Source organism: Rhizorhabdus wittichii, assembly GCF_017607425.1.
In the GTDB taxonomy this organism is placed as follows: domain Bacteria; phylum Pseudomonadota; class Alphaproteobacteria; order Sphingomonadales; family Sphingomonadaceae; genus Rhizorhabdus; species Rhizorhabdus wittichii.
In genome coordinates this window covers 2,537,419-2,563,255 of record NZ_CP059319.1, presented here as the reverse complement: position 1 = coordinate 2,563,255, position 25,837 = coordinate 2,537,419, and the positions used below count along the sequence as shown (strand labels likewise).

Annotated in this window: 24 protein-coding genes; 2 read left to right on the top strand and 22 right to left on the bottom strand. The window is 70.2% G+C overall.

From position 1 onward, the window contains the following. Positions 1-94: 94 nt before the first annotated feature. The 18 genes from ftsZ to HRJ34_RS11955 form a co-directional block, all read right to left on the bottom strand. Positions 95-1,582, bottom strand: a complete 1,488-nt coding sequence (gene ftsZ / locus HRJ34_RS12040) for a cell division protein FtsZ (RefSeq protein ID WP_012050124.1) — start codon at positions 1,580-1,582, stop codon at positions 95-97. A 139-nt stretch (positions 1,583-1,721) separates the two neighbouring features. Next, positions 1,722-2,981, bottom strand: coding sequence for a cell division protein FtsA (ftsA, locus tag HRJ34_RS12035; protein ID WP_012050125.1), 1,260 nt, complete (start codon positions 2,979-2,981; stop codon positions 1,722-1,724). Positions 2,982-3,015: 34 nt separating this feature from the next. Next, positions 3,016-3,930, bottom strand: coding sequence for a cell division protein FtsQ/DivIB (locus HRJ34_RS12030; protein ID WP_016747718.1), 915 nt, complete (start codon positions 3,928-3,930; stop codon positions 3,016-3,018). Next, positions 3,927-4,865, bottom strand: a complete 939-nt coding sequence (locus HRJ34_RS12025; RefSeq protein ID WP_208634207.1) for a D-alanine--D-alanine ligase — start codon at positions 4,863-4,865, stop codon at positions 3,927-3,929. Before HRJ34_RS12025 ends, HRJ34_RS12030 begins: the two co-directional genes overlap by 4 nt. A gap of 142 nt (positions 4,866-5,007) precedes the next feature. Beyond that, complete coding sequence (gene murB, locus HRJ34_RS12020; RefSeq protein ID WP_208634206.1) at positions 5,008-5,928, bottom strand: UDP-N-acetylmuramate dehydrogenase; 921 nt, start codon at positions 5,926-5,928, stop codon at positions 5,008-5,010. Beyond that, positions 5,925-6,125 (bottom strand): hypothetical protein, encoded by a 201-nt coding sequence (locus HRJ34_RS12015; protein ID WP_012050129.1) that lies wholly within the window; start codon positions 6,123-6,125, stop codon positions 5,925-5,927. The genes murB and HRJ34_RS12015 overlap by 4 nt, the downstream gene beginning before the upstream one ends. After that, positions 6,122-7,543, bottom strand: a complete 1,422-nt coding sequence (gene murC, locus HRJ34_RS12010; protein ID WP_208634205.1) for a UDP-N-acetylmuramate--L-alanine ligase — start codon at positions 7,541-7,543, stop codon at positions 6,122-6,124. Before murC ends, HRJ34_RS12015 begins: the two co-directional genes overlap by 4 nt. Next, positions 7,540-8,700: an undecaprenyldiphospho-muramoylpentapeptide beta-N-acetylglucosaminyltransferase gene (gene murG / locus HRJ34_RS12005; protein ID WP_012050131.1), complete on the bottom strand. Its 1,161-nt coding sequence runs from the start codon at positions 8,698-8,700 to the stop codon at positions 7,540-7,542. Before murG ends, murC begins: the two co-directional genes overlap by 4 nt. Then, positions 8,697-9,914, bottom strand: coding sequence for an FtsW/RodA/SpoVE family cell cycle protein (locus tag HRJ34_RS12000; protein ID WP_012050132.1), 1,218 nt, complete (start codon positions 9,912-9,914; stop codon positions 8,697-8,699). Before HRJ34_RS12000 ends, murG begins: the two co-directional genes overlap by 4 nt. After that, positions 9,911-11,314: a UDP-N-acetylmuramoyl-L-alanine--D-glutamate ligase gene (murD, locus tag HRJ34_RS11995; protein WP_208634204.1), complete on the bottom strand. Its 1,404-nt coding sequence runs from the start codon at positions 11,312-11,314 to the stop codon at positions 9,911-9,913. Before murD ends, HRJ34_RS12000 begins: the two co-directional genes overlap by 4 nt. Further along, positions 11,311-12,381 carry a phospho-N-acetylmuramoyl-pentapeptide-transferase gene (mraY, locus tag HRJ34_RS11990; protein ID WP_012050134.1) on the bottom strand — a complete coding sequence of 357 codons (1,071 nt, stop codon included), beginning with the start codon at positions 12,379-12,381 and terminating at the stop codon, positions 11,311-11,313. Before mraY ends, murD begins: the two co-directional genes overlap by 4 nt. Then, complete coding sequence (locus HRJ34_RS11985; protein WP_208634203.1) at positions 12,369-13,787, bottom strand: UDP-N-acetylmuramoyl-tripeptide--D-alanyl-D-alanine ligase; 1,419 nt, start codon at positions 13,785-13,787, stop codon at positions 12,369-12,371. Before HRJ34_RS11985 ends, mraY begins: the two co-directional genes overlap by 13 nt. Positions 13,788-13,914: 127 nt before the next feature. Continuing rightward, on the bottom strand, positions 13,915-15,378 hold the full coding sequence (locus HRJ34_RS11980) for a UDP-N-acetylmuramoyl-L-alanyl-D-glutamate--2,6-diaminopimelate ligase (RefSeq protein ID WP_208634202.1): 1,464 nt from the start codon (positions 15,376-15,378) through the stop codon (positions 13,915-13,917). Beyond that, the gene (locus tag HRJ34_RS11975) at positions 15,365-17,104 is read right to left on the bottom strand and encodes a peptidoglycan D,D-transpeptidase FtsI family protein (RefSeq protein ID WP_012050137.1); all 1,740 of its coding nucleotides are present in this window, start codon (positions 17,102-17,104) and stop codon (positions 15,365-15,367) included. The genes HRJ34_RS11980 and HRJ34_RS11975 overlap by 14 nt, the downstream gene beginning before the upstream one ends. A gap of 608 nt (positions 17,105-17,712) precedes the next feature. Beyond that, positions 17,713-18,681, bottom strand: coding sequence for a 16S rRNA (cytosine(1402)-N(4))-methyltransferase RsmH (gene rsmH, locus HRJ34_RS11970; RefSeq protein WP_012050139.1), 969 nt, complete (start codon positions 18,679-18,681; stop codon positions 17,713-17,715). Continuing rightward, entirely contained in the window at positions 18,678-19,160 is a 483-nt protein-coding gene (locus tag HRJ34_RS11965) for a division/cell wall cluster transcriptional repressor MraZ (protein WP_226949170.1), read from the bottom strand. The genes rsmH and HRJ34_RS11965 overlap by 4 nt, the downstream gene beginning before the upstream one ends. Before the next feature lie 482 nt (positions 19,161-19,642). Then, the gene (locus tag HRJ34_RS11960; protein ID WP_016747707.1) at positions 19,643-19,876 is read right to left on the bottom strand and encodes a hypothetical protein; all 234 of its coding nucleotides are present in this window, start codon (positions 19,874-19,876) and stop codon (positions 19,643-19,645) included. 91 nt (positions 19,877-19,967) lie between these two features. Continuing rightward, a complete protein-coding gene (locus HRJ34_RS11955) occupies positions 19,968-20,966 on the bottom strand; it encodes a cysteine synthase A (protein WP_012050142.1) in 999 nt (332 codons plus the stop codon). A 104-nt stretch (positions 20,967-21,070) separates the two neighbouring features. Between HRJ34_RS11955 and HRJ34_RS11950 the strand changes: the two genes are divergently transcribed. Both HRJ34_RS11950 and HRJ34_RS11945 read left to right on the top strand, forming a co-directional pair. Further along, complete coding sequence (locus HRJ34_RS11950) at positions 21,071-21,601, top strand: DNA-deoxyinosine glycosylase (protein ID WP_226949169.1); 531 nt, start codon at positions 21,071-21,073, stop codon at positions 21,599-21,601. A gap of 83 nt (positions 21,602-21,684) precedes the next feature. Next, the gene (locus HRJ34_RS11945) at positions 21,685-22,065 is read left to right on the top strand and encodes a hypothetical protein (RefSeq protein WP_012050144.1); all 381 of its coding nucleotides are present in this window, start codon (positions 21,685-21,687) and stop codon (positions 22,063-22,065) included. Between the two features lie 225 nt (positions 22,066-22,290). Here the strand turns inward: HRJ34_RS11945 and HRJ34_RS11940 are convergent, their stop codons facing one another. Genes HRJ34_RS11940 through HRJ34_RS11925 form a run of 4 tightly spaced genes read right to left on the bottom strand, consistent with a single transcriptional unit; the run spans position 22,291 to position 25,835 of the window. Then, positions 22,291-22,758, bottom strand: a complete 468-nt coding sequence (locus HRJ34_RS11940; RefSeq protein ID WP_012050145.1) for a YbaK/EbsC family protein — start codon at positions 22,756-22,758, stop codon at positions 22,291-22,293. 4 nt (positions 22,759-22,762) lie between these two features. Then, positions 22,763-23,953, bottom strand: a complete 1,191-nt coding sequence (locus tag HRJ34_RS11935; protein ID WP_208634200.1) for a hypothetical protein — start codon at positions 23,951-23,953, stop codon at positions 22,763-22,765. 44 nt (positions 23,954-23,997) lie between these two features. Further along, positions 23,998-25,023, bottom strand: coding sequence for a phytanoyl-CoA dioxygenase family protein (locus tag HRJ34_RS11930; protein ID WP_208634199.1), 1,026 nt, complete (start codon positions 25,021-25,023; stop codon positions 23,998-24,000). An 8-nt stretch (positions 25,024-25,031) separates the two neighbouring features. Beyond that, on the bottom strand, positions 25,032-25,835 hold the full coding sequence (locus tag HRJ34_RS11925) for a 3-deoxy-manno-octulosonate cytidylyltransferase family protein (RefSeq protein WP_208634198.1): 804 nt from the start codon (positions 25,833-25,835) through the stop codon (positions 25,032-25,034). Positions 25,836-25,837 lie beyond the last annotated feature (2 nt).

Genomic DNA, 25,837 nt, shown 5'->3' with positions numbered 1-25,837 from the left:
ATCCGCCTTGTCGTCCGCAAGAGGTGAACCCCGGCAGAACGCCGAAACGAGATACGCCCGCGCCGACCGGCGCGGGCGTAATGAACATGGGCGATTACTGGTTGCTCTGGCGGTTCAGGAAACGCGGGATGTCGGCGTCGTCACCGCCGCGATCGTCGTCGACCTGCGCCTTGGCGGCGCCGCGCGCGATGTTCGACATCCGCTCGAACAGGGTCGATCCGGCGCCCGACGGGCGGCGGGCCGGCTCGGCGTCGGTCACCCAGCGGCGATTGCCCTGCGATGCGGCGTCCTCGTCGGCGGGCGCTTCCGGCGCCGGGGTCGGCATCGCCGATTCCGGCTGGAGCAGCAGCTCGTCGTTGAACAGGTTGGTCAGCTCCAGCGGCTCGGCGGCAGCGGCCTGCTCGGGCGCTTCGAGGACGATCTTCTCCTCGGCCGGGGCTTCGGCGGCGGCCGGCGTAGCGGGCGCCTCGGGCTGGGCGGCCTGCGACTGCGCGGCGGGGGCTTCGGCCTGCGGCGCGGGGGCCGGGGTCTGCGGCACCACGACCGGCTTGTCGTCGCGGATCGGGGTGCGCGGCGGGAAGCTGAAGCTCTTCGACGGCTCGGGCATCGTCGCGGCGTCGACCTCTATGCCGGTCGCGACCACCGAGACGCGGATGCGGCCCTCGAGCTCGTTGTTGAACGCCGAGCCCCAGATGATGTTCGCGTCGGGATCGACGAGCTGGCGGATGTGGTTGGCGGCTTCGTCGACCTCCAGCAGGCGCATGTCGTCGCCGCCGGTGATCGACACGATCACGCCCTTGGCGCCGTTCAGGCTGACGCCGTCGAGCAGCGGATTGGCGATCGCCTTCTCGGCGGCCTCGATCGCGCGGTTGTCGCCGCTCGCCTCGCCGGTGCCCATCATCGCCTTGCCCATCTCGCTCATCACCGAGCGGACGTCGGCGAAGTCGAGGTTGATCAGGCCGGGCATGACCATCAGGTCGGTGATGCCGCGCACGCCCTGCTGCAGCACCTGGTCGGCCATCTGGAACGCTTCCTTGAAGGTCGTGTTCGGGTTGGCGATCAGGAACAGGTTCTGGTTCGGGATGACGATCAGCGTGTCGACGTGCTTCTGCAGCTCCTCGATGCCGGCGTCGGCCGAGCGCATGCGGCGATTGCCCTCGAAGCTGAACGGCTTGGTGACGACGCCGACGGTCAGGATGCCGCGGTCGCGCGCCGCCTTGGCGATGACCGGGGCGGCGCCGGTGCCGGTGCCGCCGCCCATGCCGGCGGCGATGAAGCACATGTGCGATCCTTCGAGCGCCTTCTCGACCTGCTCGAGGGTTTCCTCGGCGGCCGCCCGTCCTATTTCGGGACGGCTGCCGGCGCCCAGGCCCTGGGTGATCTTGAGACCAAGCTGGATGCGGCGCTCCGCCGACGAGGCGTTGAGCGCCTGCGCGTCGGTGTTGGCGACGATGAAGTCGACGCCCTGCACGTCCGCGCCGATCATGTTGGCGACCGCGTTTCCGCCCGCCCCGCCAACGCCGATCACGCTGATCCGGGGTTTCAGCTCATCGACCTGCGGGCGCATGAACTCGATCGTCATAGATTTTCTCCCTGGCGGCCATGCCGGCCCAAGCAACACGTGGATCGAATCTTGCCAGACGCGATTCGCCGAATCACGCGAAAAGTTGTCCTATCCACAGTTTTCGAGGTTAACCGATGCGGGACGCGCGCCCACATGATCAATAACCCGACTTCACCGCTGCGATGAGCCGCCCGACCAGGCCCATGGGCTGTGTCCGGTGGACGGTCTGCTCGGCGGCGAAGGGGCGCAGCTCGGCCGGGTTGGTCGCCGCGACCTGGGCGAGGCCGACCAGCGTCGCGAAGCCCGGCCCGCTGTGCGCGTCGGGCAGGCCGGACAGGGTGCGCGGCCGGCCGACCCGGACGCTGCGGCCGAGCACGCCCTGCGCATAGTCGGCGATGCCGCGCAGCTCGGCGCCGCCGCCGGTCAGCACCACCTGCCGCCCGACCGGGCCGACATAGCCGAGGTCGGTCAGCGCCTTGGCGACCGCGTCCATCCAGTGGTCGAGCCGCTGGCGGATCACCTGGATGAGCTGGGCGCGGCTGATGCGCGGCGGCTCGGCGCCGTCGGCGACCTCCTCGGGCGATCCGATCTCCAGCATCTCGTGATTGTCGCGCGGCGAATTCTGCGCCGATCCATGGACGCATTTCAGCCGCTCCGCCTGGGCGCGGCGGATGTTGAACGCGGAGGCGATGTCGTCGGTGATGTCGGCGCAGCCCATCGGCAGCGACGCGAGGCCGACCAGCAGCCCGCCCGCGAACAGCGAGACGTTGGTGACGCCGGCGCCCATCTCGACCAGCGCGATGCCCATCTCGCGGTCCTCCTCGGTCAGGCAGGAGGCGCCGGTCGCGATCGGCGAGGCGACGATCGAGCGGACGCCGAGATGCGCCGAGCGGACGCACAAAGCGAGGTTGCGGACCGGCGAGGGCTCGGCCGCGATGACGTGGATTTCGACGCCGAGCTTGTCGGCGTGGAGGCCGAGCGGGTTCTTCACCCCGTTCAGCCCGTCGAGCGTGTAGAGCGTCGGCTGGGCATGGAGGACCATGCGCCCCTCGGGGTTGAGCGAGCGGCGGCCCTGGTGGAGCAAGTCGTCGATGTCCTGCTGCTCGATCTGCACGCCGCCCAGGTCGACCTCGACCTGCGCCACGTCGCTGACCAGCCCGCCGGCCGAGAAGCTGACCCAGACATGGTCGATATTGGTGCGGGCGATCGTCTCCGCCTGCTCGACCGCCTCGCGGATCGCGCCCTCGGTCGCCTCCATGTCGGCGATATAGCCGCGGCGCACGCCCCGGCTCTCGCGCTGGCCGGTGCCCAGCACCTCCAGCTCGCCCTGGTCGTCGGCGCGCGCGATCAGCGCCGAGATCTTCGACGACCCGATGTCGATCGCGGTGATCAGCCCGTCATTGCGTGCCTGCGACATCGCTATCCCCTTTCCCAAAATCGCCATGCCCGCCTCACGTCACCGACTTCGCGCTGAGCGGCGGGGCCGGGGCCTCGATCCGGCTGCCCGGCTCGCGCGACATGCGCGCCACCATCCGGCTCGGATCGCGCAGATCGATCGACACCAGGCCCTTGCCCAGCATCCCCGCGCGCCGGTCCTCCTGCGCGAAGAAGGCCAGCGCCTTGGCGGCCTCCTGTTCCCCCTCGGGGAGCATCAGCTTCTCGCCCGACTGGAAGATGATGTCCCAGCGGCGGTCGCCCTGCCAGCTCGCCGCCGTGATCAGCGGCTTGAGCGAGGGCGCGGCCGTCATCAGCTGGGCAAGCTGGGTCGCGCGGCGGTTCGCGCCGGGGCCGACGACGACCGGCAGGTCGGGCATCGCCCGGTCGTCGACCGGGCCGATCACCACGCCGTCCTTGTCGATCAGCGCCAGCCGGTGCTGATATTGCCAGATCGCGGCCGGCACCCGCTCGACGATGTCGACGACCAGCGTGTCGGGCAGGCGGCGGGAGACCCGCGCGTCGGCGATCCAGCCCATCTTCATCAGCTCGGCGCGCGTGCCTTCGAGGTCGACGAGCGGCATCGGCCGCGCCTGCTGCCGCATCGCGATGTCGTAGACATAGCCGCTGTCGACCTGCTGCCGGTTGAGGATCTCGACGTTGCGGACCTTGAAGCCGGCGTCGCCGATCCCGTCGGCGATCATCAGCCCGATCATCTGCGGCAGGCCCATCGCCACCAGCCCGGCGACGATCGCGCCGCCGATGCCGATGCCGAGCGTCCAGTTGCCGGCGGTGCGCAGCGTGTCGCGGGAGACGGGAAGCTGCTCGATCGCGCGGGCGACGATCGACGGCTTGCGGCGCGCGGGCGCGCGCTTCGCCGGGGCCGCGGCGCGCGGCCTCCGGTCGACGGGGCGTGCCCGCGCCGCCTTCATCGCGCGGCCTTCCCGGCCAGCGCCTCGTCGACGATCGCCTGGACCAGGTCGGCATAGGTCAGGCCGACATGGCGCGCCTGTTCGGGGACCAGGCTCAGCGGGGTCATGCCCGGCTGGGTGTTGACCTCGAGCAGGTAGAGGCCGGCCTCGCCCCGTTCGTCGTCCCAGCGGAAGTCGGAGCGCGACGTGCCCTTGCAGCCGAGCAGCCGGTGCGCGTCGAGCGCCATCCGCATCGCCGCCTCGGCGATGTCGGCGGGGACGTCGGCGGGGCAGATATGGGTGGTCAGCCCGTCGGTATATTTGGCTTCATAGTCATAGAAGCCGCTGCTGGGGACCAGCTCGGTCACGCCCAGGGCGCGATCGCCGAGCACCGCGACGGTCAGCTCGCGCCCCCGGATGAAGGGCTCTGCCAGCAGGGTCGCGAAGGTCTGCCACGGGCCATGCGAGTCACGATGAATCGGCACGCCGTGATTGTCACGTTCTTTTATGATCGCGACGCCGACCGACGATCCCTCGTTGACGGGCTTGAGCACATAGGGGCGCGGCATCGGATCGCCGGCATGGAGGCTCTCGCTCTCGACGATGATGCCCTCCGGCATGCGGATGCCGTGGGGGACGAGCTGCTGCTTGGTCAGCTCCTTGTCGATGGCGATGACCGAGGTGGTCAGCCCCGAATGGGTGTAGGTCAGCCCCATCAGGTCCATCATGCCCTGGACGGTACCGTCCTCGCCCGGCGTCCCGTGCAGCGCGTTGAACACCACGTCGGGCTTCGCCTCGGCCAGGCGCAGGGCGACGTCGCGGTCCATGTCGATCCGCGTCACCTTGTGGCCCAGGCTCTCGAGCGCGTCGGCGACGCCGTTGCCCGAGGTCAGCGACACCTCGCGCTCCGACGACCAGCCGCCCATCAGCACCGCGATGTGGAGGGGATGGGTCACGCGAAAATCCTCCCTGTCCGAAGGACGGGGAGGGGGACCGCGCGAAGCGTGGTGGAGGGGACGGCGGCGGAGCCGCCGCTGGCGCGGCGCCCCTCCACCAGCCTGCGGCTGGTCCCCCTCCCCATGCTGCACATGGGGAGGATCATGGATTCACCCCCACGCGCTGGATTTCCCATTCCAGGGTCACGCCCGAATTCGCCTTCACGCGTTCACGCACCTCTTCGCCCAGCCCCTCAATATCGGCCGAGCTGGCCGTGCCGAGGTTGAGCAGGAAATTGCAATGCTTCTCGCTGACCTGCGCGTCGCCGCGGGTCAGGCCGCGGCAGCCGGCGGTGTCGACGAGCTGCCAGGCCTTGTGGCCCTGCGGGTTCTTGAAGGTCGACCCGCCGGTGCGGCTGCGCAGCGGCTGGCTCGCCTCGCGCTCGGCGGCGATGCGGTCCATCTCCGCCTGGACGACGGCCGGCGCCTCGGCATGGCCCCGGAAGGTCGCGGCCACGACGATCGCGCCCTCGGGCAGCGCGCTGTGGCGATAGGTGTAGCCCAGCTCGGCCAGGCTCAGCACCCTGCGCTCGCCCGATCGCAGCACGACCTCGGCCTCGACCAGCACGTCCTTGACCTCGCGGCCATAGGCGCCGCCATTCATGCGGACGAAGCCGCCGACCGTGCCGGGGATCGAGCGCAGGAACTCGACCCCGCCGATCCCGGCGTCGCGCGCCGTCGAGGAGACGAGGATGCCGCTCGCCCCGCCGCCGCAGCGCAGCGTCGTCGCGTCGAGGCGCTCGACCCGCGCGAACGGCTTGCCGAGGCGGACCACGACGCCGGGGACGCCGCCGTCGCGGACGATCAGGTTGGAGCCGAGGCCGAGCCCCATCACCGGCACCGCCGGATCGAGCGCGGCCAGGAAATCGCCCAGGTCGTCGACGTCGGCGGGCTCGAACAGCCATTCGGCCGCGCCGCCGCTCTTGAACCAGACCAGCGGCGCCAGCGGCGCACCCGCCGTCAGCCGGCCGCGCACGGGCGGCAGGGTCGACGGACGGGTTGCGCTGCTGGCGGCCGGGCTCACTTCTTGTCGACGCCCCACATCGCCATCCAGCGTTCCCACGCCTGGACCTGCATGTCGGCGAGGTCCTTGGCGGCCTTCGCCGCATTGTCGAACTGCGCGCCGCTGCCCATCGCCTTGAACGCCGCGTCGACCGCGGTCCTGTGCATATGCATCGCCTGGTCCTGGAGCATCTTCCAGGGTCCGAAATAATCGGTCATCGCGCCGTCTCCTTGGCTATCGCCTCCGAAAGCCCCGCCGCCCACTTGGTGATATCACCGGCGCCCAGGCAGATCACCATGTCGTCGGCCGCGATGGTCGCCGCCAGCGTCGCGGCGAGCGCCTCGGGCCCGGCGATGACCTGCGCCGACCGATGGCCGCGCTGCTTGAGCCCGGCGACCAGCGCGGCGGCGTCGACACCCTCGATCGGCGCCTCGCCGGCCGCGTAGACCGGGGCTACATAGACGGTGTCGGCATCGTTGAACGCGGTCTGGAACTCGGTCATCAGGTCGCGCAGCCGGGTGAAGCGGTGCGGCTGGACGACCGCGATCACCTTCGCCCGGGCGCCCTCGCGCGCGGCGGCCAGCACCGCGCGGATCTCGACCGGGTGATGGCCGTAATCGTCGATCACGGTCGCGACGCCGTCGCCGACCGGAACCTCGCCGACCTTGGTGAAGCGCCGCTTCACCCCGCCGAACTTGGCGAAGCCGGTGGCGATGATCTCGTCGGAGATGTTCATCTCCAGCGCGACGCCGATCGCGGCCAGCGCGTTCTGGACGTTGTGGCGGCCCGGCATCGGCAGGGTGACGCCCTCGATCCGGCGGGTGTCGCCGTCGCGGTTGCGGACCACCACGTCGAAGCGGTTGCCGCCGGGGATCGGGGTGACGTTGTCGCCGCGCACGTCGGCCTGGGCGGAGAAGCCGTAGGTCACGACCTTGCGGTCGCGGACGCGCGGGATGATCGCCTGCACCTCGGGGTGGTCGATGCAGAGCAGCGCCGCGCCGTAGAAGGGGACGTTCTCGACGAACTCGACGAAGCAGTCCTTGACCTTGTCGAACGAGCCATAATGGTCGAGATGCTCGGGATCGATGTTGGTGACGACCGCGATCGTCCCGTCGAGGCGCAGGAAGCTGCCGTCGCTCTCGTCGGCCTCGACCACCATCCAGTCGGACGCGCCGAGCCGGGCGTTGGAGCCGTAGCTGTTGATGATGCCGCCGTTGATCACGGTCGGGTCGACCCCGCCCGCGTCGAGCAGCGCCGCGACCATCGAGGTCGTCGTCGTCTTGCCGTGGGTGCCGGCGATCGCGACGGTCGACTTGAGCCGCATCAGCTCGGCCAGCATCTCGGCGCGGCGGACGACGGGGACGCGCTTCTCCAGCGCCAGCTCGACCTCGGGATTGCCGCGCTTGATCGCGGTCGAGGTGACGACGACGGCGGCGTCGCCCAGATTCTCGGCCTTGTGGCCGATCATCACGGCGATGCCGCGCTTGCGCAGGCCCTCGACGACATAGCTCTCGGCGACGTCGCTGCCCTGCACCTTGTAGCCCAGATTGTGCATCACCTCGGCGATGCCGGACATGCCGATGCCGCCGATGCCGATGAAATGGATGGTGCCGATGTCGGTTGCGACACCCTTCATGCGAAAGCGCCTTTCAAGGGACGGAGTTCCAGTTTTTCGACGGGGATGGGTTCGACGATCGGATCGGGGCCGATCCGCTCGACGAGATCGGCCAGCTCGGCGGCGGCGTCGGGGCGGCCGACGCTGCGCGCGCGCCTGGCGGCGTTGATCAGCGCCTGGGGATCGAGCGCCAGCTTCTGCATCTGCTTGGCGAGTTCCTGCGGCGTGAAATTCTCCTGCCGGATCGCGCGCGCGCCGCCGACCTGCGCCAGCTCGCGCGCATTGGCGGTCTGGTGGTCGTCGGCGGCGGAAGGCAGCGGGATCAGGATGGCGGGGCGGCCCGCGACGCTGATGTCGGCGATCGTCGAGGCGCCGGCGCGCGCGATCACCAGATGCGCCCAGGCCAGCCGCTCGGGCAGGTCGGTGAAATAGGTGCCGAGATCGGCGGGGATGCCGAGCACCTTATATTTGCTGCGCACCGTCTCGATGTCCTCGGGGCGGCACTGCTGGGTGACCTGCAGCCGGCGGCGGAAGCCCTGCGGCAGCAGCGCGAGCCCGTCGGGCACCACGTCGGACAGGATCGACGCGCCCTGGCTGCCGCCGGTCACCAGCACCCGGAAGATGCTGTCGGGGCCGAGATCGGGGAAGGGCTGGTCGCGGATGTCGCGGACGATGTCGCGCACCGGATTGCCGACCAGTACGGCCTTGTCCTCGAACTTCGGCTTGAGCCGCTCGACCACCGGATAGGCGGTGGCGATCGCGTCGACCCGGCCGGCGACCAGCCGGTTGACGCGGCCGAGCACGGCGTTCTGCTCGTGGATCACGGTGGGGATGCGCCGCTTGAAGCCGGCCCGCAGCGCCGGCAACGCCGGATAGCCGCCGAAGCCGATCACCGCGGAAGGATCGAAGGTCGAATAGAGCTGGAGCGCCATCGCCGTGCCGGCGCGGATGTCGCGGAACGCCTTCAGCCATTCGCGCGGTCCGCCGCCCAGCCGGCCGGCCGGGATGACGTGGGTCTGGACGCCGTCGAACAGGCCGGGGATGCGCGCGCCCCGCTCATCGGTGACCAGCGCGACGCGGTGGCCGCGCCGCATCAGCTCGGCCGCCAAAGCATGCGCGGGGACCATATGGCCCCCGGTACCGCCCGCCGCCAGGACGAAATGCCGCGTCACCGTCATCTGCCGTTCCACCGCACCGTGTAGGTCGCTTCCTTCAGATGGGGATTCTCGCGGGTGAAGGCCAGCAGCAGGCCCATGCCGATCGACAGCGCGATCATCGACGAGCCGCCATAGCTGATGAACGGCAGGGTCATGCCCTTGGACGGCGCGAGGCCGACATTGACCATCATGTTGATCAGCGCCTGGAGGCCGAACTGGGAGACGAGGCCGGCCGATGCGAGCAGCAGGAAATCATCCTCCTCGCGCAGCAGGCGCAGGCTGACCCGCAGGACGATGGCGAGGTAGAGGCAGGCGATGGCGATGCAGGCGATCAGCCCGAATTCCTCGCCGATCACCGAGAAGATATAGTCCGTGTGCGGCTCGGGCAGGGTGAACTTCTCGGTCCCCGCGCCGGGGCCGGTGCCGAGCAGCCCGCCGTTGGTCAGCGTCGCATGGGCGCGGTCGACCTGATAGGTGTCGCCCTGCTTGAACAGGAACTTGTTGATGCGCTCGGTCGCCACCGAATAGAAGAGATAGGCCGAGACGATCGCGGTGAGGCCGCCCGCGCCGAGCATGCCGAGCAGCTTCAGCGACGCGCCCGACAGCATCAGCAGCACGATCCAGACCGACGCGAAGATCACCGTCTGGCCGAAGTCGGGCTGCTTCATCAGCAGCGCCGCGATCAGCGCCATCGGCACCACCGATATCAGCGCGAAGGGCAGGCCGGGATTGCGCGCCCGCAGCGAGAACAGCCAGGCCATGGCGATCGCGAACATCGGCTTCAGGAATTCGGACGGCTGGAGCTTGGCCGGGCCGATCGAGATCCAGCGGGTGGCGCCGTTGGCGGCGCTGCCGACCACCGGCACCAGCGCGAGCAGCGCGAGGAAGACCAGGCCGCCGATCAGCGCGGCGCGCCGCGCAATCTGCACCGGCAGCGCCGAGACCGCGAGCATGATCGGCACCGCGATCACCGTCCAGCCGAGCTGCATCCAGAAATAATGGCGCGCCGCGACGGTGACGCCCGCGCCCGAATAGCGGACCCCGGCGGCGGGCGAGGCGGCGGCGACGGCGATCAGCCCGACGCCGATCAGGATCGTCACCAGCAGCAGCAGGACCCGGTCGATCTCCCAGAACCAGCGCGCGATAGGGGTGCGCTTGCCGCGTCCGAAACGCGAGCGCTTGAAGGGGGATTGCGGGGTGGGCACCGAGGACTCGAAGGACACTGCGACGTTCATAGCGGAAGCCCCTCCACCGCGCGACGGAAAGCGTCGCCACGTGCCTCATAGTCGCTGAACTGGTCGAACGAGGCGCAGGCCGGCGACAGCATCACCACCTCGCCCGGCCGCGCCGCCGCGGCGGCATCGGTCACCGCCTGGTCGAGCGTGTCGCTCTCGGTCACCGGCTTGCCCGCTTCGCGCAGGATGCGGGCGAACATCGGGCCCGCCTGGCCGATCGTGTAGCCGGCGACGACATGGCCGAAATACGGCGCGCAATCGTCGAGATCGTCGGTCTTGGGCAGCCCGCCGAGGATCCAGTGGATCTTCGGATAGGCGCCGAGCGCCGGCGCGGTCGCGGTCGCGTTGGTCGCCTTGCTGTCGTTGACGAACAGCACGCCGCGCTTCTCGGCGACCCGTTGCATCCGATGCGGCAGGCCGGGATAGCTGCGCAGGCCGTTCTCGATCGCCGGATCGGCGATGCCGAGCGCGCGGGCCACCCGGATGGCGATCACCGCATTCTGGGCGTTGTGCGGACCTTGCAGCGCCGGCCAGGCCTCCTGGCCCTCGACGTCGGAAGAGCGCACGGCGATCGTGCCGGGATGGCGGGCCGCGATCGCGCGGCTCGGCTCGTCCTCGACCGCGATGATCGCGACATGGCCGGCCGACTGCATGTCGAACAGCCGCTCCTTCGACGCGGCATAGCCGGCGAAGCCGTCATAGCGGTCGAGATGGTCGGGGGTGATGTTGGTCAGCACCGCGACGTCGCAGTCGAGGCTCTGGGTGATGTCGATCTGGTAGCTCGACAGCTCGAGCACATAGGCCCCGCCCGCCGGCAGCGGATCGCGGCCAAGGATCGGCAGGCCGATATTGCCGCCCATCAGCGTGGGAACGCCCGCCGTCTCCAGGATATGGGCGATCAGCGCGGTGGTGGTCGACTTGCCGTTGGTGCCGGTGATGCCGACGACCTTGTGCGCGGGCAGCGAAGCGCGCGCCTGGGCGAACAGCTCGATGTCGCTGATCACCGGTACGCCGAAGCTGGCGGCATGGCCGGCGATCGGATGCCGGTTGAGCGGCACGCCGGGCGACACGACGACCCCGGCATAGCCGGTCAGGTCGATCTCGATCGGGTCGGCCAATACCAAATCCTCCCCGCGCGCAGCGGGGGGAGGGGGACCATCCGCAGGATGGTGGAGGGGTAGGCGCGCAGCGCCAGCTTCGCTGTCGCCCCCTCCACCGGCTTCGCCGGTCCCCCTCCCCATGCTGCGCATAGGGAGGATTTTTTGGCGCGCCGCCTCGTTCGAGTCCCACGCCGTCACCTTCGCGCCGCTGGCGAGCAACGCCTCGACCGTCGCCAGCCCCGACCGGGCGAGGCCGAGGACGGCATAGTGCTTTCCGGCGAAGGCGGGGCTCGTGATCACCGCAGCTTCAGCGTGGCGAGGCCGGCGAGGGCGAGGACGAAGGAGATGATCCAGAAGCGGATCACCACGGTCGGCTCGCTCCAGCCGAGCTGTTCGAAATGATGGTGGATCGGCGCCATGCGGAAGATGCGCTTGCCGGTCCGCTTGTAGAAGAAGACCTGCAGGATGACCGAGATCGTCTCCATCACGAACAGGCCGCCGACGATCGCCAGCACGATCTCGTGATGCGCGACGACCGAGATGACGCCGAGCGCGCCGCCGAGGGCGAGGCTGCCGGTGTCGCCCATGAACACGGCGGCGGGCGGCGCGTTGAACCACAGGAAGGCGAGGCCGCCGCCGATGATCGCTGCGGTCAGGATCGTCAGGTCGCCCGCGCCGGGCACGTGCGGAATGCCCAGATACTGGGCGAATTTCGCGTTGCCGACGAGATAGGCGATGACGAAGAAGGCGAGGCTGGCGATCACCACCGGCATGATCGCGAGCCCGTCGAGCCCGTCGGTCAGGTTCACCGCATTGCCGAAGGCGACGATCACGAACGCCGCGAACACGACGTAGAAGGGGCCGAGGTCGATCACCGGGCCGTTGTAGAAGGGCACGTAGAGCTGGGTGCCGTTGCCCGAGACGATCAGCCAGCTCGCGAGGCCGGCGATCAGGAACTCGCCCAGCAGGCGGGCCTTGCCCGAGACGCCCTTGGTGCTGCGCTTCTTGACCTTGTCGTAATCGTCCATGAAGCCGATCAGGCCGAAGCCCAGCGTCACGCCGATGCAGGCCCAGACATAGCGGTTGCCCAGGTCCATCCACAGCAGCAGCGACAGCATCACCGAGATCAGGATCATCAGCCCGCCCATCGTCGGCGTGCCGACCTTGGACAGGTGGGTCTGCGGGCCGTCGGCGCGGATCGGCTGACCCTTGCCCTGGCGGATGCGCAGCCAGCCGATGAAGCGCGGGCCGATGATCAGGCCGATGAACAGCGCGGTCAGCGCCGCCGCCCCCGCGCGGAAGGTGATGTAGCGGATGAGATTGAGCACGCCCGGGAACCCGAGCTGCTCGGCTATCAGGTAGAGCATGTCGTCCTTTCGCCGGCCACCGCCTTCGTGCGCAGATGCGCGACGAGACGCGACAGGCCGATCGCGTTGGATCCCTTGATCAATATGGCGTCGCCGGGCGCGATCTTCGCTTCGATCGACTCGATCGCCGCGTCGGCGTCGGGCACATGCTCGAATTCGATGCGTCCCTCAAGGGCGTTCGCGAGCGCGGCCATCTCGGATCCGACGAGCAGAGCGAAATCGACCCCGGCGTCGCGCAGCGGCCCGGCGAGATCGGCGTGATAGCCGGCCGATCCGGCGCCCAGCTCGCGCATCTCGCCGAGCACGGCGATCCGCCGGTCGGCGCGCTCGCGGCCCAGCATCTTGATCGTCGCGGCCATCGAGGCGGGGTTGGCGTTGTAGCTCTCGTCGATCAGCAGCGCCTCCCCCGATCCCACTGCGCCCGATCCGACCGCAATCGTGCTGCGCTGGCCGCGGCCGGGCAGCCCCTCCATCTCGGCGAAGGCGAGGCCGGCGGCGGCGAGGTCGCCGCCCACCGCCCAGACGGCGGCGATCACCGCCATCGCGTTCGACACCCAATGCTCGCCCGGCGGGGCGATGGTGAAGGTCAGCTCGGCATCGGGCAGGACCAGCGACAGCAGCGTGCCCCGGTCGAGCGGGATCACGTCCTGCGCATGGACGTCGGCGGCGCGGTCCATGCCGAAGGTCAGGATGCGCGCGGCATGGGGTTTCGCCGCGGCGATCAGCCGGTCGCGATGCGGGCTGTCATAGGGGATGATCGCGACGCCGCCGGGCTGCAGTCCCTGGAATATCTCGCCCTTGGCGTCGGCGATGTCCGCCTCGCTGGCGAAGAAGGCGCTGTGCGCGGGGGCGATCGCGGTGACGATGGCGACGTGCGGGCGGACCAGCCGGGTCAGCGCCGCCAGCTCGCCGCTATGGTTCATCCCCATCTCGAACACGCCGATCCGGGTGTCGGCGGGCATGCGGGCGAGGCTCAGCGGGACGCCGGTATGGTTGTTGTAGCTCTTGACCGAGCGATGGACCCGGCCAGGCAGGGCCCGATCGAGGCAGGCGTAGAGCGCTTCCTTGGTGCCGGTCTTGCCGACCGATCCGGTGACGCCGATCACCCGGCCGTGCATCCGATCGCGCGCCGCGGCGCCGAGCGCGTCGAGCGCCGTCATCGTGTCGGCGACGCGGACGTGCGGTCCGTCGCAGGCGTCGGAGACGATCGCGCCCGCCGCGCCGGCCGCGAACGCCCTGTCGAGGAAGCGGTGGCCGTCGGTCGTCTCGCCCTTCAGCGCGATGAACAGGTCGCCGGGGCCGACCTCACGCGAGTCGAAGGTGACGCCGTCGGTGCGGAAATCGCCATAGACCTCGCCGTCCACGGCGGCGGCGATGTCGAAGGCCGTCCAGAGGGGAGCGGTCATGACGGTTCCCCTCTGCCGTCATTCCCGCGAAAGCGGGAATCCACGGACGCGAAGGTCAGGAGAATGGGCGTGCCGCCGTCCATGGATTCCCGCTTTCGCGGGAATGACGAAAGGGATGGGGCGGGACTCATGCCGCGCATTCCCGCGCGACGGTGACGTCGTCGAAGGGCAGGACGCGCATCTGGTCGCCGGCGCCGACGATCTGCCCCTGTTCATGGCCCTTGCCGGCGATCAGGACGATGTCGCCGGCCTGCGCTTCGGCGATGGCGGCAGCGATCGCCTCGCGCCGGCCGCCGATCTCGATCGCGCCGGTTGCCCCGGCCATCACGTCGCGGCGGATCGCGGCGGGGTCTTCGCTGCGCGGATTGTCGTCGGTGACGATGGTGCGGTCGGACAGCCGGGCCGATACCTCGCCCATCAGCGGCCGCTTGCCGGTGTCGCGGTCGCCGCCCGCGCCGAACACGGTGATCAGCCGGCCCTCGGTGTGCGGGCGCAGCGCCTCGATCGCCGCCTCCAGCCCGTCGGGCGTATGCGCATAATCGACATAGATCGGCGCGCCGGTCCGGCTGATCGCGGCGCGTTCGAGCCGGCCGCGCACCGGGGCGACCCGCTGGAGATTGGCGAGGGTCAGGCCGATCTCGCCGCCGGTGGCGACGACCAGCCCGGCCGCGACCAGCGCGTTGGCGGCCTGGTAGGCGCCGATCAGCGGCAGCTTCACCTCGCGCGCCTTGCCCTCGATCTCGAGCTTGAGCGTCTGGCCGAGTGCGGTCGGCGTGCGCTCGACCAGGCGGATCGTCTCCCCGGCCGCGCCGACGCTGAGCAGGCGGACGCCGCGCGCCCGCACCGCCGCGATCACCTCGGCCGATCGCGGATCGTCGGCCCAGACCACGGCCGCGCCGTCCGGGTCCACCACCTCGGTGAACAGGCGCAGCTTGGCCGCGAAATAGGCCTCCATCGTGCCGTGATAGTCGAGATGGTCGCGGCTCAGATTGGTGAAGGCCGCCGCGCGCACCGGCAGCCCCTCCGTCCGATATTGCGACAGGCCGTGGCTCGACGCCTCGAAGGCGGCGTGGGTGACGCCTTCCTTGCGGAGCCCCGCCATGTTCGACAGGAAGGTGACGATGTCGGGGGTGGTCAGCCCGGTCGACACCTGCTCGTCGGCGGTGGTGACGCCGAGCGTGCCGATCGAGGCGGCGTGGAAACCTGCCATCCGCCACAGCTGGCGGGTCAGCTCGACCGTCGAGGTCTTGCCGTTGGTGCCGGTGACGGCGACCGTGGTGTCGGGGAAGGGCGCGAAGAAGCGCGCGGCGAGCCGGGCGAACAGCCGGCGCGGCTCGTCGTCGACGATGTGGACCGCACCCCCGATTGCGCTGCCCACGGCGACGCCGGGCGCGGAGACGATCGCCGCCGCGCCGTCGGCGACGGCCTGGGCGATGAAGTCCTCGCCGTTGAAGCGGCTGCCCCTGAAGGCGCCGAACACCGTGCCCGGCGCGACCTTGCGATGGTCGATCGCGAAGCCGGTGATCCGCGCGTCGCCGGCGTTCGCGCCGGTCGTGGCCGGAAACCCGGCCAGGAGGTCAGTCAATCGCATGGACCCCCGTGTCCTTCTTTTCCGGCTTGTAGACGAAGGGCATCAGGTCGGAGACGTCGATGTCCTTGCTGGGATCGGGAATGACGCCGAGCAGCGGGCCGATCCGGGCGATGACGTTCTTGACCGCCGGCAGCGCGTTCCACGCGGCGGTGCGGAAGCCGTAGGTCTCGGGAATGCCCTTCGGCTCGTCCATCGTCACCACGACGACGTAGCGCGGCGCGTCCATCGGGAAGGCGGCGGCGAAGGTGGTGACGAGGCTGCTGTGGATGTAGCGGCCGTTGAGGTTCTTCTCGGCGGTGCCGGTCTTGCCGCCGACGCGCAGGCCCGGGATATTGGCGCCGCGCCCGGTGCCTTCCTCGACGACGAGGCGCATGAGCTGGCGGATGCGGAAGCTGGTCTGCTCGGAGACGATGCGCTTGCCCTGCGGCGCCTGGCCGGCGGGCAGCTTGAGCATCGTCGCAGGCCGCAGGATGCCGCCGTTGACCAGTGCCGCATAGGCGTTGGCGAGGTGCATCTGGCTGACCGCGATGCCATGGCCATAGGCGACCGTCATCACCGTGGTGCGCGCCCAGTAGCCCGGCCACAGCGGCTTGCCGCGCGCGCCGAGTTCGAGGTCGACCGGCCGGTCGAAGCCGAGCTGGCGGAAGAAGGCCTGGGTGCGTTCCGGGCCGATCTCCTCGGAGATCCGGGCGGTGCCGATGTTGGACGAATGGATCAGGATGTCGGGCACCGACATCCAGCGATTCTCGGGATGGTCGTCCTTGATGCGGAAGGCGCCGACCTGGAGCGGCGCGGTCGCGTCGTAGCGCTTGCCGAAGTCGGTGATCACGCCATGCTCGATGGCGTTGGCCATCGTCACCACCTTGAAGGTCGAGCCCAGCTCATAGACCGAGCTGACCGCGCGGTTGTAGCGGGCGTCGGGGCGCAGCGGATCGTTGCCGACGGGGACGAGGCCCGGCGCGTTCGAGTTGAACACCGGCAGCGACGCCATGGCGAGCACCTCGCCGGTGTGGACGTCGAGGACGACGCCGGCGCCGCCGACCGCGAGATATTTCTCGGCCGACGTCCGGATCGCGCTTTCGAGCGCGGCCTGCACGCGGCTGTCGATCGACAGCGCGACCGGCTGGCCGCCATTGGCGGCACTGGTCAGCCGCTTGTCGAGGAAAGCCTCCATCCCGCTGACCGGCACGCCGCCGATGTCCATATAGCCGATCACCTGCGCGGCCATCGTGCCCTGCGGGTAGAAGCGCTTGGGTTCGGGAACCTCCTCGATCGCCGGCTCGCCGAGCAGGCGGACGGCGTGGATCTTGGCGGGGGTGGCGCCGCGCTCCAGATAGACGAACTTGCGCCGTCCGTGCAGGATGCGGCGATAGTCGTCGACGCTGCGGCCGGGGAAGAGGCGGGCGAGCTCGACCGCCAGCCTGTCCTTGTCGCCGATCACGCGGGGCGGGCGGATCGCCAGGCTGATGCCCTTGATCGTCGCGGCCAGCACCACGCCGTTGCGGTCGGTGATGTCGGCGCGCGGACCGATCGCCGACACGACCGGCGAGCGGTCGGGCGCGTCGAACACCGCCAGGTAGAGCAGCCGCAGCGCGATCACGCCGACCATCAGCGCGAACAGCAGCATCAATATCATCAGCCGGTAATGGGCGACGTGGACGCTGTCGTTGGTCTTGACGAGGGCGCGGTCGCGCGGCGGGGCTAGCCCGGCGGCGGTCGCGTTCATTGCTTCCCCTTGCGCGCGCGGCCCGGCGCCTCCTCGGCGAGACCGTCCAGGAAGTCGTCGTCGAGCCGGACGGCGCGGACCAGCTTGCGTTCGGCCACCTCGCGCACCGGCGAGGCCTGCGGCGCCAGCGCCGACGGCGTCGGCTGCACGTAATTGGCCTGGCGCAGCGCGGGCTGCTGCGGCGGGGCGGGGGCGCCACCGGCGCGGGGTGGTCGTGCGGGCCCGCGGCGCCGCCATGCCGCCGTCCTCGATCCGGTCGTAGCTGACCTTGTCGAGCGCGCCATGGCTGGCGACAATCGCCGGGTCGAGCGGCAGGCGTTGCGGCTGGGTCAGCGCGACCAGCCGGACCGAACTGGTCACGAACTGCTCGGGGCCAGGGGCCTGCAGGCCGTAGACGCTCTGGTTCCACCGCTCGATCTGGGCGAGGCCGCCGCGCGTGTCGATCTCGGTCCGCAGGCGGCGGATCTCCTGGTTGGTCGCGGCGATCTTGCGCTCGACGCCGGTCAGCTCGGCGCGCTTCGCGGCGACGGTCTGCGAGATCATGTAGAAGGAGAGGGCCGCGACACAGATACCGCCCGTCCAGACCACCTCCTTGAAGCGGGTCGTGATCATCCCTGACGTCCTTCCTTTTTGGGCGCCGTGCCCCATGGCGCTGCTGCGGTCCGCCGGGCGACGCGCAGCGTCGCCGAACGGGACCGGGGGTTGCGGGCGAGTTCCGCCTCGCCCGCGCGAACGGGTTTGGCGACGGCCTCGAAGCTGGGACGCGGCCCCCCGGCGCGCGCATCTGGAAGGTGGCGGGAACCGGCCGGCGTGGCGCCGCTGCGATCGCGCAGGAAGCGCTTCACGATCCGGTCCTCGATCGAATGGAAGGAGACGACCGCCAGCCGGCCGCCCGGGCGCAGCACGCGCTCGGCGGCGGCCAGCCCCTGCTCGAGCTCGTCGAGCTCGGCATTGAGGTGGATGCGGATCGCCTGGAAGGTGCGGGTCGCGGGGTCCTTCTTCTCGTGCGGCTTGTGGCCGAGCGCGCGGCGCACGACCTCGGCCAGTTCGGAGGTCCGCGTGATCGGCCGGGCCTGGACGATGGCGCGGGCGACGCGCCGCGCGCGCGGCTCCTCGCCCAGATCGTGCAGGACGTCGGCGATCTCGGCCTCGTCGGCGGTGTTGACGAAGTCGGCGGCGCTCATGCCGCTCTTCTCCATCCGCATGTCGAGCGGGCCGTCCGCCTGGAAGGAGAAGCCGCGGTCGGCGCGGTCGAGCTGCATCGACGACACGCCGATGTCGAGCGTCACGCCGTCGACCTGGTCGATGCCGCGCTCGTTCAGCGCTTCGGCCATGCGGGAGAAGCGTTCGGGGACCAGGATCAGCCGGCCGTCCTGCCCGTCTTCCAGCGCGCGGCCCTCGGCGATCGCGTCGGGATCGCGATCGAACGCATAGACGCGCGCGCCCGCCTGCAGCAGCGCGCGGGTATAGCCGCCGGCGCCGAAGGTGCCGTCGACATGGGTCTCGCCGGTCGCGGGTTCGAGGCCGGCGATCACTTCGTCGATCAGGACGGGGACGTGGGGCGCGGTCGTGGTCATCCGCGCTCCTTCCGCTTGGCGAGGAGGTCTTCCATCTCCTCGAGCACGTCGCCGGATTCGCCGCCGGCGACCGCGCGCAGCACCTCGGGACTCCAGATGCGGAAACGCCGGCCACGGCCGACGAAGAAGGCGTCATTGCCGATCTGCGCCTTGGCGCGCAGCCGGTCGGGCAGGACCATTCGGCCCGCCGTGTCGAAGTTGACGTCCTTCATCAGCGGATAGGTCTCGGCCTCCAGCCGGTCGAGCACGTCGCCCACCAGCTCGCCGGTCTGCTCGGAGACGCGGACGGCGTGGGCGTTCATCTGCTCCTCGGTCTCGGCGATCTGCAGGCCGTCGCTGACCTCGATGCACTTGAGCGCGGCGTTGAAGGTCATGCGCAGGGTGCGGCCGAGGCCCGAGGCGACCTTGGGCGAGCCCGAGCGGATGTCGATCGTCTGACGGAAGGCAGCAGGGAGCGAAACGCGCCCCTTAAGGTCCACGCCGTTCAAATGAACGTCATTGAAGACCGCACCACCCGCCGCCACCGACGCATACCCCAGCCAGATCGAGGGAAGCACCGCCGGGACCGCGCCGCCCTTTCGGGCCGGCGGGAGGCGTCAATGCGCCAAGCGATACTCCCCACCCCATTTCACCATTGTGGTGTACTTGGGTCGGCCCCCCATTTCAAAGGATTTTTATACCATTTTATGGTTTTCCATGGATTCAGCTGTGGATTCCAGGGAAGACATGGGTCGCCATGGACCGACCGGAAACGCACGGAAGCGCAGAAATCCGGGCAGGGAAGCGCGCTCGCTCCCTGTGGATAAGTCTGTCGAAAAGCTATGGGCCGAGTCTGGGCGGAATCGCCGCCGGCCGAACCCGTTGGGCCTGGACGGAGCCGAAACGAGTTGGATTTTAGGGGTTTATCGCGGCCGCCGAGTCGGCGGATCGGCGGATTCGCCCGCCCGCACGGCGAACGCCGTCACTGTTGCGGAGGGGTGCCCTGGGTCGTGCCGCTTTCGCCCGACGTGCCGCCCGGGGCGACGCCCAGTTCGGCGAGCGGATCGGCGGGGGGCTTGGCGCTGTTCTCGCTCTCGGCGGTCATGTTCGCCTCGCCGCTCCGCTCCTTCGAGCGAAAGCCGACGATCGCCGCCGCCAGCAGGACGACGAGGAAAACGACGGCCAGGCCGGTGATACCGATCCGCACGCGCTGCATCAGGCGATGATCCCCATGCCGCCAATGTCCGCCAGCCTCGGGCGGAGGTCAATCGTCAATATCGTCGCCGAGGGGCGACGGCCGTCCGGGATCAGCGGCGCAGCAGCGCCGGGACCGGCAGGCCCTTGGCCTCCAGCCAGGCCGGATTGAACAGCGACGACAGGTAGCGCATCCCGGAATCGCACAGGATCGTGACGATCGTCTTGCCCGGCCCCAACTCCTTCGCCAGCGCGATCGCGCCGGCGACGTTGATGCCCGACGACAGGCCGACGCACAGCCCCTCGCTGCCGAGCAGGGCGATCACCTGTTCGAGGCCCTCCTCGTCGGAGACGCGGAACTGGGTGTCGACCGGCGCGCCGTCGAGATTGGCGGTGATGCGGCTCTGGCCGATGCCCTCGGCGACGCTCGACCCCTCGGCCTTGAGCTCGCCATGCGCGAAATAGTTGAAGAGCGCGGCGCCGTATGGGTCGGTCAGCCCGATCACGACGTCCTCGCTGAACGCCTTCAGGCCCAGGCCGACGCCGGCCAGCGTGCCGCCGGTGCCGACCGCGCAGGTGAAGCCGTCGATCCGGCCGCCGGTCTGCGCCCAGATCTCGGGCGCGGTGGTGCGGATATGGGCGAGGCGGTTGGCGGTGTTGTCGAACTGGTTGGCCCAGAGCGCCCCCGGCGTCTCCTCGGCGATCCGGCGCGAGGTGTGGACGTAATGGGCGGGGTTCGAATAGGCGGTCGGCGGCACCAGCACCAGCTCGGCGCCCAGCGCGCGCAGCGTGTCCTGCTTCTCCTGGCTCTGGGTGTCGGTCATGACGATGATCGTGCGGTAGCCGCGCGCATTGCCGACCAGCGCCAGGCCGATGCCGGTGTTGCCGGCGGTGCCCTCGACGATGATCCCGCCCGGCGCGATCAGGCCGCGTTCCTCGGCATCGGTGATGATCGCCAGCGCGGCGCGGTCCTTCACCGAACCGCCGGGATTCATGAACTCGCATTTGGCGAGGATCTCGCAGCCGGTGGCTTCGCTGGGGCCCTTCAGTCGAACGAGGGGGGTGTTGCCGATCAGGGCGAGCGCATCGGGCGCTATCATGTCATGTGCCATGCCGCCGAGCCTAGCCGAGCGACGCCGGGCTTGCCAACATAGCTTCTCTTGGGTCCGCGTCTTTGCTGCTTGGCAGCGTCGGCAAATCCCACCATCTCCGGGCCATGACCGATCTTCCCCCGCGCAAGGCCAGCTTCCCCCCGGTGGTCTCCGCCGACACCCGCCTGCTGCTGCTCGGCAGCCTGCCGGGCGAGGCGTCGCTGCGCGCCGCGCGCTATTATGCCCATCCGCAGAACCAGTTCTGGCGACTGACCGGCGCGGTGATCGGCGACGAGGGGCTGGCCCTGCTCGACTATCCGGCGCGGCTCGACCGGCTGCGCGCGGCCGGGGTCGGCCTGTGGGACGTCGTCGCCGACGCGCTGCGCGACGGCAGCCTCGACGGGGCGATCCGCGATCATCGGCCGAACGATCTTGCGGCGCTCGTCGCGACGCTGCCGGCGCTCCGCGCGATCGGCTTCAACGGCGGCACGGCGGCGCGACTCGGGCGGCGGATGATCGGGGCGCCGGCGGGACTCGCGCTGGTCGACCTGCCGTCGAGCAGCCCCGCCTTCACCCGGCCGATCGCCGAGAAGCGGGAAAAATGGCTCCATTTGCGCGAATTCCTCGGTCCGATAGCCGGATTCCGCCGCGATTGACCGAAATTCGCATGTTCATGGGCCCTTCATCGGCACGCTGTACTTGACGCACTGCACACAAGGACTCAAAGACACCGCTCGTTATGCAGAACCACCACCGCTTCACCGCCGCCGCCCTTCTCGGCACCGCCCTCCTGCTCACCGCTTGCGGCAAGCCCGAAACCGTCACCGCCGGAAACGACGATCCCGATTCGGCCACGCTGAACGCCGCCGCGCCGGTCGAGCTGCCGCCGATGGTGACCGCCAGCCGCACCTATCGTTGCAAGGATGGCAGCCTGGTCTATGTCGATTTCTTCAGCAACAACACGGCGGCCTACAAGACCAAGAAGGAAGAGGTCGGCGTTCCGCTGACCGCTCCCGAGGCCGGCAAGCCCTATGTCGCCGAAGGCTATTCGATCAGCGGCGACGGCCCGCAGGTCGACATCGCCGCCCCGGGCAAGCCTTCGCAGAGCTGCAAGGCCTGATCCACCCTTCCCTGATCATCGAAAGGCCGGCTGGAGCGATGCTCCTCCGGCCTTTTTTGATGCGCCGCATCAGAGTCGGTCTGGAAATGATCCTGCGGATCATTTCAGGCGGCACCGGCCCGATCCCCCACCCGACCTCCCATCAAGGATACACTGAGTGGGAGGTCGGGTGGGGGATCGGGCCGGTGCCGCAAAATGCGGTGAAACCGCATTTTCCAAACAGACTCAGGCTGGCGGCTGGCAGACGTCGATCCATGTCGCGCCGGTCAGCGCGACGAGCCGGTCGGGGGTGAGCCGCACCGATGCGGTCCGCGAACCGGCGGCCGGATAGACCACATCGAAATCCTTCAGCGAGAGGTCGCAATAGATCGGCAGCGGGCTGGCCAGCCCGAACGGGCAGACGCCGCCCACCGGATGGCCGGTCAGCGCCTCGACCTCTTCCGCGCCCAGCATGCGGGGCCGGCCGCCGAGCGCGTCCTTGGTCTTGCGGTTGTCGAGCCGGGCGTCGCCGCGCGCGACGACCAGCATCACCGTCTCGCCGACGCGGATCGACAGCGTCTTGGCGATCTGTCCCGGCAGCACGCCGAGCGTCTCGGCGGCTTCGAGGACGGTGGCGGTGCTGGCGCCCTGGTCGATGATCGCGATGTCGGGGGCATGCGCCGCCAGGAAGGCGCGGACCGATTCGAGGCTCATCCCGTCAGTCCTTGCGGGCGATCAGGGCGAAGGGGACGCTGGCGCGCGGGCCGATGTCGGCGAAATGGAGCTGCGCGACCGAGAAGCCGCGCGCGATCAGCATGACCGCGAGCCGCTCGACCTCCGGCCGGGGAAGCCCGGCCGCGCCGGCGGCCGTCGCCAGGTCGAACAGGTGGACGGCATAGCCGCCGGGACGCAGCACGCTCATCAGCTCGGCGAGCAGGTTGACGGTGCTGCCGGCGGCATGGCCCTGTTCGGCCATGCCGATCGACCAGAGGAAATCGAAGCCGCGCTGGTCGGCGGACTGCGCGACCAGCGAGACCAGCTGGCCGGGCAGCGCGCCGTCGGGCCCCGGAACGGCGTCGAGCGCCGAGCAGGCGAAGGCGTTCCAGGCGATCGACAGGCTGGCGGGATCGGCGGGCGGGGTGGCCAGCGCCGCATCGCACCCGGCCGCGGCGAAGATCGGCGCCAGCGCCCGGCTCTCCTCGCCCCAGCCGACGCCACGGGCGCCGGGGCGGAGCATGCCGTAGCGGTCGAACGCCTGCGCGATGATCGCGAGCCGCCACTGCGCCTCGGGCGTGGCGGGGCGCGGCGACAGGCGCGACGCCCAATGGTCGAAGGCCGGCTCGCCGAGCTGGGCCTCGGTCAGCGGCTGCGATGCCGGGTCGACGAAGCACGGGGCGTCGTCGCCGACCAGCCGGGGCGGCGTCTGCAGGTCGATCCCGGTGAAATGGGTCGGCAGCAGCGGCTGCTGCCCGGCCTCGTCGTTCGCTTCGAGCTGCTCGGCGTGGATCGAGATGCCGGCGGCCTGCGCGTCGGTGCCCTCCGCGCAAAAGCCGAAGGCGGCATAGGTCGCGCCGGCGACGCTGAGGAAGGGGATGGACAGGCCGCGCGCGACGGCGCTGGCGTCGCCGAGCTGGAGCCGGACCGAGGTGACGAAGATCGCGTCGCGGCCGCTGCCCGGGATGAAGGCGTTGATGTTGACCCGCAGCTCGCCGAAGCTGGCCTTGAGCTTGTCGAAATGGATCGTGAACAGTACGCGGCCGGGCCGGAACTCGACATAGGGCGTGTGGAAGACGTAGCGCGGATCGGGGCTGCGCTCGTCGCCGCCGAGCGGGCGGATCGCGCTGGCATGCCCGATCATGAAGCCGAACGGATCGAGATCGCGGGCGGTGTCCTGGGCGTGCGCTTCCATCGTCGCCCCCTTAGGATCGAACGTGATGGGCCGCAATGGCCGAGCTATTCATCGCCGGGCCGCTTGCGCCCGGCCTTGGCCCAGGGCTGGCCGATCCAGCGGCGATAGATGTCGTGGGTCAGCCACAGCAGCGAGACGCGGCGCTCGGCGATGCCGGGCAGGCTCCACGGGTCGAGCCCCGCCAGCGGCAGGAAGGGGTTGCGGCGGCTATAGGCGAACAGCTCGATCCGGGTGGTCGGCCGGTCGCTGATGGTGCGGGCGTGGAAGCCGTAGGTGTCGGCGACGACCAGCGTGTTGGCGGGGACGGCGAAGGCCTTGGCCGGCGGCAGGCCGAGGCCCGCCAGCTCTGCCTCGTCGACCCGGAAGGAGCCGCGCGCCGACAGATAGTCCTGCTCGCGGCCGACGGTCAGGCTGCGCTTCTCCTCCCAGGCGAGCCGCTCGGGGGTCAGCCGGTGCGATCCGGGGACATAGGAGAACGGGCCGTCGGCGGGGCCGACGTCCTGGAGGAACAGCCAGGCCTTCATCGTCGGGTGGAAGGTGTCGGCGTGGAGCCGGGTCTGCGGGTCGGGCGGCGCGTCGTGGCGCCGGCTGAGGATCGACTGGACGTAGAGCAGCGGCTCGACGTCGAAGCTCGCGACGTAGCGCGCCAGTCCCTGCCAGCGCGGATCGCGCAGCAGGGCCTTCATCGCCGGCACCGCGCGGATCAGCTCGGGGTCGACCGCGTAGCGGCGGGTGATCGTGTCGCCCTGCACCATCTCGCGCGCGGGACCGGACCAGCCGAGCAGCCCGTCGCGCAGCGCGACGAAGCTATCGGGCGGCAGGAAGTCGCGCTTGATGACGAAACCGTCGCGCTCGAACGCCTCGCGGTCCTCGGCGGCGACCTGTCCGGCGAGCGCGGCGCGGCGGCGCTCGGCGAGCCGGCGCGCCGTCGCCACCCGCCAGCGATGGAGCCCGCGCCGGTTGAGCGCCTCCGACCCGATCAGCGGATTGTCGAGGAAGGACTTGGCGCCGGTCAGCAGTTGCGCGGCCCACCAGGGCGCGAGGAGCGAACGCAGAATCGAACCGGCCATGGTTCCTCTTAGGCGATGCCGCGCGCTTTGAGGATGGCTTCGATCGGGGCGACGTCGGTCGGGTTGTTGAGCTCGATCGCGTCCCATTCGATCGGATCGAACGGCACCACCCCGACGGCGATGCCGCCCGCCAGGAAGCGGAGCTGTTCGAGCCCCTCGAGCAGTTCGAGTTCCGATACGCCCATCGCGACGTAGCGGCGCAGCGCGTCGGGCCGATAGGCATAGACGCCGAGGTGGAGGTGGACCGGCGGGAAGGCCATCGTCGCGGCTTCGGGCGGCAGATGCGGGATCACCCGCTTCGAGAAATAGAGCGCGCGGCGGTCGGCGCCGAACACCACCGTGGTGCCGCCGACCCGGCCCTGCGCCTGGTCCTCGACCAGATGGGCATAGGTGCTCCGCGCGCAGCGGATCGCCGGGGTGGTCATCGCGACATCGGGCGTCGCGCGCAGCGCGTCGACCAGCGCGGCGACGACATGACCGGGCGTCAGCGGGGCGTCGCCCTGCAGGTTGACGACGATCTCGGGCGCGATGCCGAGCCGCGCGATCGCGTCGGCGCAACGCTCGGTGCCGTTGGCGCAGCTCTCGGCGGTCATCACCACCTGCCCGCCGAAGCCGCGCACCGCATCGGCGATGCGATCGTCGTCGGTCGCGATCCAGATCGAGGCGGGATCGACGATCGCGGCCGCGCATTCCCAGCTTCGCCGGATCAGCGGCTTGGGCGTGCCGGTCGCGCCGACCAGCGGCGCCAGCGGCTTGGCCGGATAGCGCGACGACTGGTAGCGCGCGGGAATGATGACCGCGACGTCGGCCATGC

What these genes read in the sequence shown, in the direction of transcription:
- ftsZ (WP_012050124.1), bottom strand. Translation starts at nt 1,582, where the DNA reads ATGACGATCGAGTTCATGCGCCCGCAGGTCGATGAGCTGAAACCCCGG.
- ftsA (WP_012050125.1), bottom strand. Translation starts at nt 2,981, where the DNA reads ATGTCGCAGGCACGCAATGACGGGCTGATCACCGCGATCGACATCGGG.
- HRJ34_RS12030 (WP_016747718.1), bottom strand. Translation starts at nt 3,930, where the DNA reads ATGAAGGCGGCGCGGGCACGCCCCGTCGACCGGAGGCCGCGCGCCGCG.
- HRJ34_RS12015 (WP_012050129.1), bottom strand. Translation starts at nt 6,125, where the DNA reads ATGACCGATTATTTCGGACCCTGGAAGATGCTCCAGGACCAGGCGATG.
- murC (WP_208634205.1), bottom strand. Translation starts at nt 7,543, where the DNA reads ATGAAGGGTGTCGCAACCGACATCGGCACCATCCATTTCATCGGCATC.
- murG (WP_012050131.1), bottom strand. Translation starts at nt 8,700, where the DNA reads ATGACGGTGACGCGGCATTTCGTCCTGGCGGCGGGCGGTACCGGGGGC.
- HRJ34_RS12000 (WP_012050132.1), bottom strand. Translation starts at nt 9,914, where the DNA reads ATGAACGTCGCAGTGTCCTTCGAGTCCTCGGTGCCCACCCCGCAATCC.
- mraY (WP_012050134.1), bottom strand. Translation starts at nt 12,381, where the DNA reads ATGCTCTACCTGATAGCCGAGCAGCTCGGGTTCCCGGGCGTGCTCAAT.
- HRJ34_RS11985 (WP_208634203.1), bottom strand. Translation starts at nt 13,787, where the DNA reads ATGACCGCTCCCCTCTGGACGGCCTTCGACATCGCCGCCGCCGTGGAC.
- HRJ34_RS11980 (WP_208634202.1), bottom strand. Translation starts at nt 15,378, where the DNA reads ATGCGATTGACTGACCTCCTGGCCGGGTTTCCGGCCACGACCGGCGCG.
- HRJ34_RS11975 (WP_012050137.1), bottom strand. Translation starts at nt 17,104, where the DNA reads ATGAACGCGACCGCCGCCGGGCTAGCCCCGCCGCGCGACCGCGCCCTC.
- rsmH (WP_012050139.1), bottom strand. Translation starts at nt 18,681, where the DNA reads ATGACCACGACCGCGCCCCACGTCCCCGTCCTGATCGACGAAGTGATC.
- HRJ34_RS11960 (WP_016747707.1), bottom strand. Translation starts at nt 19,876, where the DNA reads ATGCAGCGCGTGCGGATCGGTATCACCGGCCTGGCCGTCGTTTTCCTC.
- HRJ34_RS11955 (WP_012050142.1), bottom strand. Translation starts at nt 20,966, where the DNA reads ATGGCACATGACATGATAGCGCCCGATGCGCTCGCCCTGATCGGCAAC.
- HRJ34_RS11950 (WP_226949169.1), top strand. Translation starts at nt 21,071, where the DNA reads ATGACCGATCTTCCCCCGCGCAAGGCCAGCTTCCCCCCGGTGGTCTCC.
- HRJ34_RS11945 (WP_012050144.1), top strand. Translation starts at nt 21,685, where the DNA reads ATGCAGAACCACCACCGCTTCACCGCCGCCGCCCTTCTCGGCACCGCC.
- HRJ34_RS11940 (WP_012050145.1), bottom strand. Translation starts at nt 22,758, where the DNA reads ATGAGCCTCGAATCGGTCCGCGCCTTCCTGGCGGCGCATGCCCCCGAC.
- HRJ34_RS11935 (WP_208634200.1), bottom strand. Translation starts at nt 23,953, where the DNA reads ATGGAAGCGCACGCCCAGGACACCGCCCGCGATCTCGATCCGTTCGGC.
- HRJ34_RS11930 (WP_208634199.1), bottom strand. Translation starts at nt 25,023, where the DNA reads ATGGCCGGTTCGATTCTGCGTTCGCTCCTCGCGCCCTGGTGGGCCGCG.
- HRJ34_RS11925 (WP_208634198.1), bottom strand. Translation starts at nt 25,835, where the DNA reads ATGGCCGACGTCGCGGTCATCATTCCCGCGCGCTACCAGTCGTCGCGC.